The organism is Dyella sp. ASV21 (assembly GCF_016428975.1).
Taxonomy (GTDB): Bacteria; Pseudomonadota; Gammaproteobacteria; order Xanthomonadales; family Rhodanobacteraceae; genus Dyella.
Window position 1 is genome coordinate 1 of the sequence record NZ_JAELTT010000118.1, and the last position, 6,310, is coordinate 6,310.

The window sequence follows — 6,310 nt, forward strand, 5'->3', positions numbered from 1 at the left end:
GCGGTAGACCAGCGCATCCAGCCGGCGCTGCGCCTCGGCATAGGCATGCGGCCTGGCCGGATCGGCGTGCACGATCAGGTAGAGGCGGCCCTTGAGGTTGTCGAACACCGCCACTTCTTCGGCGAGCATGAGCAGCACATCCGGCGTGCCCAGTTCGTCCGTGCGATCCCACCGGGCCAGGCGTGGCTCGATGTAACCGATGGTCTCGAAGCCGAAGTAGCCGACCAGGCCGCCACTGAAGGCCGGCAGCTGCGGCAAGCGCGGCACGTCGTATTGCTGCCGCAGCTTTTCGATCTCGCCCAGCGGGTCGTCCAAATGGCGGCGCTCGGTCACTTCGCCGGCATCCTCCACTTCCAGTTCGTGCCCGCGCAGGCGATACACGCGCTTGGCCGGCAAACCAATGATGGAATAGCGCCCCCAGGTGGCCCCGCCTTCGACCGACTCGAACAGGAAGGTATACGGGCCGTCGGCGAGCTTCAGGTACACCGACAGCGGCGTATCGAGGTCGGAAAACACTTCGCGCACCAGCGGAATACGGGTGTGACCCTGGGCGGCCAGCGCGTCGAAATCGTCTCGGGAAATCACGTAGGGGAATCCGGATGGCCAAGCTTGAACGGCCATTGTAGAGGTAGCCGCCCATCGAACCGAACCCCCAGCGACCCGCCGCGCGCGGACTTTTACCGCTTGTCCCGCTGTCGCGGCGCGCCTAACCTTGCCGGGTCAGTGTTTTCACGCGGTATCCCAGGGGAATCCAAGGGTATGGACCACCGTTGTCTCGTCCTTTCCGGCCGCCTGCTTGATGAGCAGGATGCGGCCACCGTGCACGCGCGCATGGCAGCGGCCTTCGGCATGGAGCTGAGCGGCTTCCGCGAGCGGGTATTGGAGCGCGCACCGTTAATCATCCGCCGCGGGCTGGATGCCGCCACTGCCGATGTCCAGGCCGCGCAGCTTCGCGCCATCGGCGTGGAAGCCGATGTGCTGCCCGATACCGGCCAGCTGGCGTGGCTGCGACGCGACGGCCATATTCGCGGCCCACTGCCCGCCGATGCGCTGGCCTGCTACGCCCAACCGGGCGACCAGTGGTGCCACGATGGCGGCCAGACCTGGTTCGCCTGGACGCCCGAAGTGGCGGCCGCCGAGGCCATCGCCTTCGAGCTACCGGCAACGGAGAGCCCCGCCGAACCCGCAGCGGTCGACGCACCATTGGACGCGACGCAGGCCCTGCATGGCGAACCACCGCCGCTGCCGCCCAGCGCCCCTCCCCGTGTGCCACTCAGCGGGGCACCGGTTACCCCGGCGAGCAAGCCCCCCCTGTCCACCGTGGCGGTGGTCGCCGGCCTGATCGGCTTGCTGGCGATACTGGTCCACGCACTTGCGCCCATCGCCCTGCTGTTGGCGATCGGCGCGCTGATCTATCTCTATCGCCGCCCGTTGCTGCGCGGCCGTCCCTGGGCGGTGGCCGCCCTGCTGCTGAGCGCCGTCGCCTTGTGCTTGTGGCTACAGCGCCCCGCGCCGCAACCGGTGGCCCAGCCGTATGTGCCGCGCCCGCTAAAGCCGCTCAACGACACCACGGCTGTTGCCGCGAACGCCTCGACGCTGGCGCAATGTGCCGCCAAGGCGCCCGAACCCAAAAGCGAGGAAGATCGCTTCCTGCTTACCGGCCAGCGTCTGCTCACCGGCCGGGCGCAACGCAAGGGCGATACGTATGTAGCCGAAGCCGCTGTCGCGGTGGACCCGCAGTGCCAGCCCAGCGCGCTGCAGTTGTATGTGTTCCGGCATGGCGTGCTGATCGGCACCGCGCTGGACACCGCCGCCACGCTGGCACACACCCGCCTGGATCAGTTCGATCTCATCGACGACCAGCACCTGCGCATTACGTTGGCCCAGTGCGGCACCGAACCCGGCAGTTGCGCGACCGCAACCGTCCGGCAGATCGCCGTGATGCCGGGCGGTGGTGGCTGGACCTTGGGCGAGATCAAATAGCACCCATCAACGTCGGGCTGCCGCGTCAGAGTCGCTGGCGCGGCATGCCCTGAAGATGCAGGGTGAAGGCGACACCGCTGCCATCCTCCAGATTGCGCGCCACCGCCGCGCCGCCGTGGCGCTCGGCGACCAGGCGCACTACGTAGAGGCCCAGGCCCAAATGCGGCGCGTCGCCAGGCGTGGTCTTGTCGCGCAGGCTGACCAAGGAATCGAACAGACGACCCTGCATGGCCGCCGGCAAGGGCTGGCCCTGATTGGCCAACTCGATCTCGGCACCGTCCTGCACAGGACGCAGGCTCAGGCGCAACCAACCGCCTTCCGGCGTAAACGACAAGGCGTTGTCGAACAGCTTGTCCAGCGCCTGAGCAATCAACTCCGGTGCGCAATGCAGATGCACCGGCGCGGAGGGCAACACCGTTTCCAGGCGCCGCGTGCCAGCCAGCGGGCGATACGCCTCGCCGCAACCGCGCACCACCTCCACCAGATCGACATCCTCCGGCTCGGCGGCGGCGATGGCGCGCTCCATGCGGCTGGCCTCGCTCATGGCGCGCACCAGCATGCCCAGGCGTGCCACTCCGTCGCGAGCACGCGCCAGATAGGGCTGCGCGTCCGGCGGCAAGGCATCCTGCTCTTGCAAGGCATGCTCAAGATTGTCCAGCGAGGACTTCACGATCGCCAGCGGCGTGTTCAGTTCATGCGACAGCTTGGAGGCGAGCGTGCGCAGGTAGTCGGTATAACCACCCACCACCTCGAACAGGCGCTCGAAGCTGCGCGCCAGGTCGCCGATCTCGTCGTCGGCGCCGGTCATCGGGAACGGGCCATCCAGACGTCCATCGTTCAACTGTGCACGCTCGGCCGCATCACGCAGCCGCGCCAGGCGCAAGCTCAGGCGCGTCGCGAAAATCAGCAGGATCGCCCCCGCCACCAATAGCACGGTGAAGCTGGTCAGCAGCAACCCCAGCAAGGCGCGGTTCGCCAATAGCGGCACGGCGCGACTGGCCTGCTCCAGCAGCAACACGCCACGTACTTGGTCGTTTCGTTCGATGGGCACGGCCGCCGCCAGCACCACGCTGCCACGGGCCTCGCCCTGTCGCCACAAGGTGGCCGGCTTGCCGTCGGCGGCCTCGCGCACTTCGGTCACGTCCAAGCGAGGCACGTCCTGCATCCAGGGCTCGGCATCGCCCACCTGATCGGCCAACAGCGAGCGATAGACCAGCGCGGCGAACCAGCCCGGCTGATCGCCCGGCGCCGTGGCCGGCGCAGCGAGGTGACCGGTCTGCGCCAGCAGCCAGCCCTGCGGCGCCAGCACGCGCGCCTCCACCCCATCCAGCGCCAGCTGCGAAAGCTCCTTGGAGAGCGCCGGCGAATAGGTCACCAATGGCCGCGCCTGCACCGCCTGCGGATCGCCGCCGCTGGCCGGGTCGTAGATCGCTACACCCAAGGTATCCAGGCCCAGATTACGCGGCAGGCGCAGTTCGACGTGGTAGCCACTGCCGTCCTCCTGCCACTGGGCCGTGATGCGGCTGGGCAGGCCGTCCACCGGCGGGTCCAAGGGCCGCGCGGTCAACAGGCCGGGCGCGGCGCTGGCCAGCAAATATCGCCGCGACTGCTCGCCCTTGCCCAGGCTGAGTACGAGATGGTCAGCGGACAAAGCGTTGGGGTCATCGGCATCGGCGCGCGTGCGTTGCGCGCTGCGCACCTCGGCGTAGAGATAGAGCCAGTCGGCATCCTGCGCCAGCAGCAGCTTGCCGCGTTTATCCAGCGGCTGGCTCCACGGCGTAAGCGGCGCCCAATCGTCGCCATAGCCATCGATGGTGATGGGGTTGGCGGCCTGCTGCACGTACCACGCGTCGCCTGCCGGTGGCAGCGGCGCGTCGGTGACCACCAGGCTGCGCGCCATGGCGCGCGCCGACGCGGTGAGCGCCTGAGCCTGCCCTTCGCGCAGCAGGGTTTCCATCTGTCGCACATACAACCAGCCCGCCACCGGCAGGGCCAGTGTGCACAGGGCGACGAGCAGCAGCTTGCGGCGAAGAGTCATGCGTGAACGATACCGAAAACGCCACTCAGCGCCTGGTTTTGACGCCGATGTCGCGCGCGCTGCGGGTGACCGCGTAAGTCGTCTGCTCGGCCACGCCACGGAACAGCGCCAGCAACGCCCCTCGCTCGGGATCGTCGTGAGCCAGCGTCATGGACCAGCTCAAGCGGATGCCGCTGGCGAGGCCGGGATCGCAGAACACCACCACATCGTCCTTGTGATCGGTGCCCTGATAGAGCACGCCACGACACGGCAGCCCGTGGTTGTCCAACGCGAAGGCATCGACCTTGCCACCCGGGTCGCGATTGAGATAGCGATGGCGATCATCCTGAAGCTCCGCCTCCAGCGAAGACAGTTTGGACGTCCAAATGTTGAGCACCATCACGCGCTCGGGGTCGCCCGTCCACTCGCCTTTGTAGAGCACCAGGTTCACGCCGATGGCTTTGGCGTACAGGCAGCAATCCTGCGTCCAGCCATCGGGGAGAAGGGTCTGCAGGGTCCAGGCCGGAATGTCCTTGTCGGCCGGGCCTTGCACCTGCACCTGCGTCGCCGCCGTCCCTGCCGCGTGTACCGCCGTCATGGCCAGCCACAGGGCCAGCCCGCACCACATGCGCTTCATCACGGCTTCCATCGATAGCCCACGCCATGCACCGTTTCGATGGCATCGAACTCCGGCGCCACCGCGATGAACTTCTTGCGAATGCGCTTGATGTGCGAGGTGATGGTGGCGTCGTCCACCACCAGCTCGGCTTCGCGCATCAACTGGTCGCGATTCTTCACGTGGCCGGGGAAGCGCACCAGCGTGTGCACCATCCAGAACTCGGTCACGGTGAGCGGAATTTCCTCGCCATTCCAGGTGATACGCATGCGCTCGGATTCCAGCTTGAGCGGGCCGTGCTCGATCACCGTTTCGCTGCTGGCCGGCACCTTGAGCGATTCGATGCGACGGAACAGCGCGGCGATACGCGCCGCCAGCTGGTGCAGGCTGGTGTCCTTGCTGAGGTAGTCGTCCGCGCCCAGGCGAAGCCCGGAAATCACGTCGAAGTCCGAATCGCGCGCGGTGAGGAAGATGATCGGCAAGGTGGCCGATTTGGCGCGCAGCTCGCGGCAAAGGTCAAAACCGCCTTCCGGTTCGTCGCCCAGGCCGATGTCGATGATGACCAGCTCGGGCAGGCGCATGGCGAATGCGCTCGACGCCTCCTGGCGCGAGCCATAACCGCGCGTTTCGTAGCCAAAGCGGGTCAGTGCTTCGACATAGTTGGCGCGGATCAGCGGCTCGTCTTCGACAATGGCAATGCTGCGGCCCATGGCTCGCTCCGGTAAGGCAATGGCGCGCAGCGTGCAGTGTGCGCCCGCGCTGCGCAAGCCATGAGCGCGTACTGCCCGCGTTTCGCCATTCGCCGCCGCTGCGCTGCCATAGCGTCGCCCAACGCCCATGGCGCCGACGCGGTGACGAGCAGCACGGGGCGGGCACGCCGCGCCGCGCTTGCTCCGCCGATACCGGCGATTTCGCCAACCGAACGGAGGTGGCCAGCCTGCGACGCACGAATTTGCGAGGCGCCGGACGCCCCCACTGCCCCGCCGTGGGCCGAATTTGCCCGCGTTCTGCCATTTTCGGGCCGCGTGCCGGACCGCCGGCTTTGGCGCAATGGAGCCGTCCTCACAGGAGTTCGTGTCATGCGCCCCAACGGTCAGCCACCCGTCGATCCCAATGCCGAATTGCGCGGCTTCGAGCCGCTGCGCGTGGTGCTGGCGCTTGGCGCGCTGGTGCTTGGCCTGGTGATGAGCCTGCACTGAGCCTGCGTCTCATCAAGGGCGATAACGAAACGAACGACCACCTGACTTCTTTCTGCCGTGGAAAGCATGCAGGCGGCTGGCGCGCAGGGAGGCGTGTCGGCCGCCGGGGGCGTCTGGCCTCTATCTGCGGCGGTTCCCGCTACTTGTCCCAACCTGGCACGTTCCTCCCCGCCTCTGGCGGGGATTTTTTTATGGGAATCGCACCAACACCCGGGAACCATTTGCGCTGGCTCTGGTCAGTTATTGCGGTGACGCGGATTCTTGCCGTGGATCCACGTTCATCATGTGGTCTCCTCAAACGTCGTTCCGACGAAACTTGTCCCGGCGCCAGCAGCGCCGGGATTTTCTTTTGAGGCAGCGGCCTTTTAACCGCCGACCGCCGCCAGGTTCTGGCGCATGGCGTCGATCACGCTCTTGTAGTCGGGCGCATTGAAGATGGCCGAACCGGCCACGAAGGTATCGGCACCCGCAGCGGCGATCTCACCGATATTGGCC

4 protein-coding genes and 2 pseudogenes are annotated in these 6,310 nt (G+C 67.1%); 1 reads left to right on the plus strand and 5 read right to left on the minus strand.

Features of this window, described 5'->3' with window-relative positions; all coding sequences use genetic code 11:
• A pseudogene (locus JHD67_RS20625) lies at positions 1–585 on the minus strand (anthranilate synthase component I); the annotation flags it as partial.
• A 174-nt stretch (positions 586–759) separates the two neighbouring features.
• Between JHD67_RS20625 and JHD67_RS20630 the strand changes: the two are divergent.
• Positions 760–1,983 (plus strand): hypothetical protein, encoded by a 1,224-nt coding sequence (locus JHD67_RS20630; RefSeq protein WP_199101040.1) that lies wholly within the window; start codon positions 760–762, stop codon positions 1,981–1,983.
• A gap of 25 nt (positions 1,984–2,008) precedes the next feature.
• Here the strand turns inward: JHD67_RS20630 and JHD67_RS20635 are convergent, their stop codons facing one another.
• The 4 genes and pseudogenes from JHD67_RS20635 to JHD67_RS20650 all read right to left on the minus strand — a co-directional run.
• On the minus strand, positions 2,009–4,021 hold the full coding sequence (locus JHD67_RS20635) for an ATP-binding protein (protein WP_199101041.1): 2,013 nt from the start codon (positions 4,019–4,021) through the stop codon (positions 2,009–2,011).
• Positions 4,022–4,046: 25 nt separating this feature from the next.
• A complete protein-coding gene (locus tag JHD67_RS20640) occupies positions 4,047–4,637 on the minus strand; it encodes a hypothetical protein (protein WP_199101042.1) in 591 nt (196 codons plus the stop codon).
• A complete protein-coding gene (pdsR, locus tag JHD67_RS20645) occupies positions 4,637–5,326 on the minus strand; it encodes a proteobacterial dedicated sortase system response regulator (RefSeq protein WP_199101043.1) in 690 nt (229 codons plus the stop codon). Before pdsR ends, JHD67_RS20640 begins: the two co-directional genes overlap by 1 nt.
• A gap of 854 nt (positions 5,327–6,180) precedes the next feature.
• Positions 6,181–6,310, minus strand: a pseudogene (locus JHD67_RS20650) (ribulose-phosphate 3-epimerase); the annotation flags it as partial.

Bases quoted from the DNA above. Each gene is read 5' to 3' on its own strand.
- pdsR (WP_199101043.1), bottom strand. From the start codon at position 5,326: ATGGGCCGCAGCATTGCCATTGTCGAAGACGAGCCGCTGATCCGCGCC.
- JHD67_RS20630 (WP_199101040.1), top strand. From the start codon at position 760: ATGGACCACCGTTGTCTCGTCCTTTCCGGCCGCCTGCTTGATGAGCAG.
- JHD67_RS20640 (WP_199101042.1), bottom strand. From the start codon at position 4,637: ATGAAGCGCATGTGGTGCGGGCTGGCCCTGTGGCTGGCCATGACGGCG.
- JHD67_RS20635 (WP_199101041.1), bottom strand. From the start codon at position 4,021: ATGACTCTTCGCCGCAAGCTGCTGCTCGTCGCCCTGTGCACACTGGCC.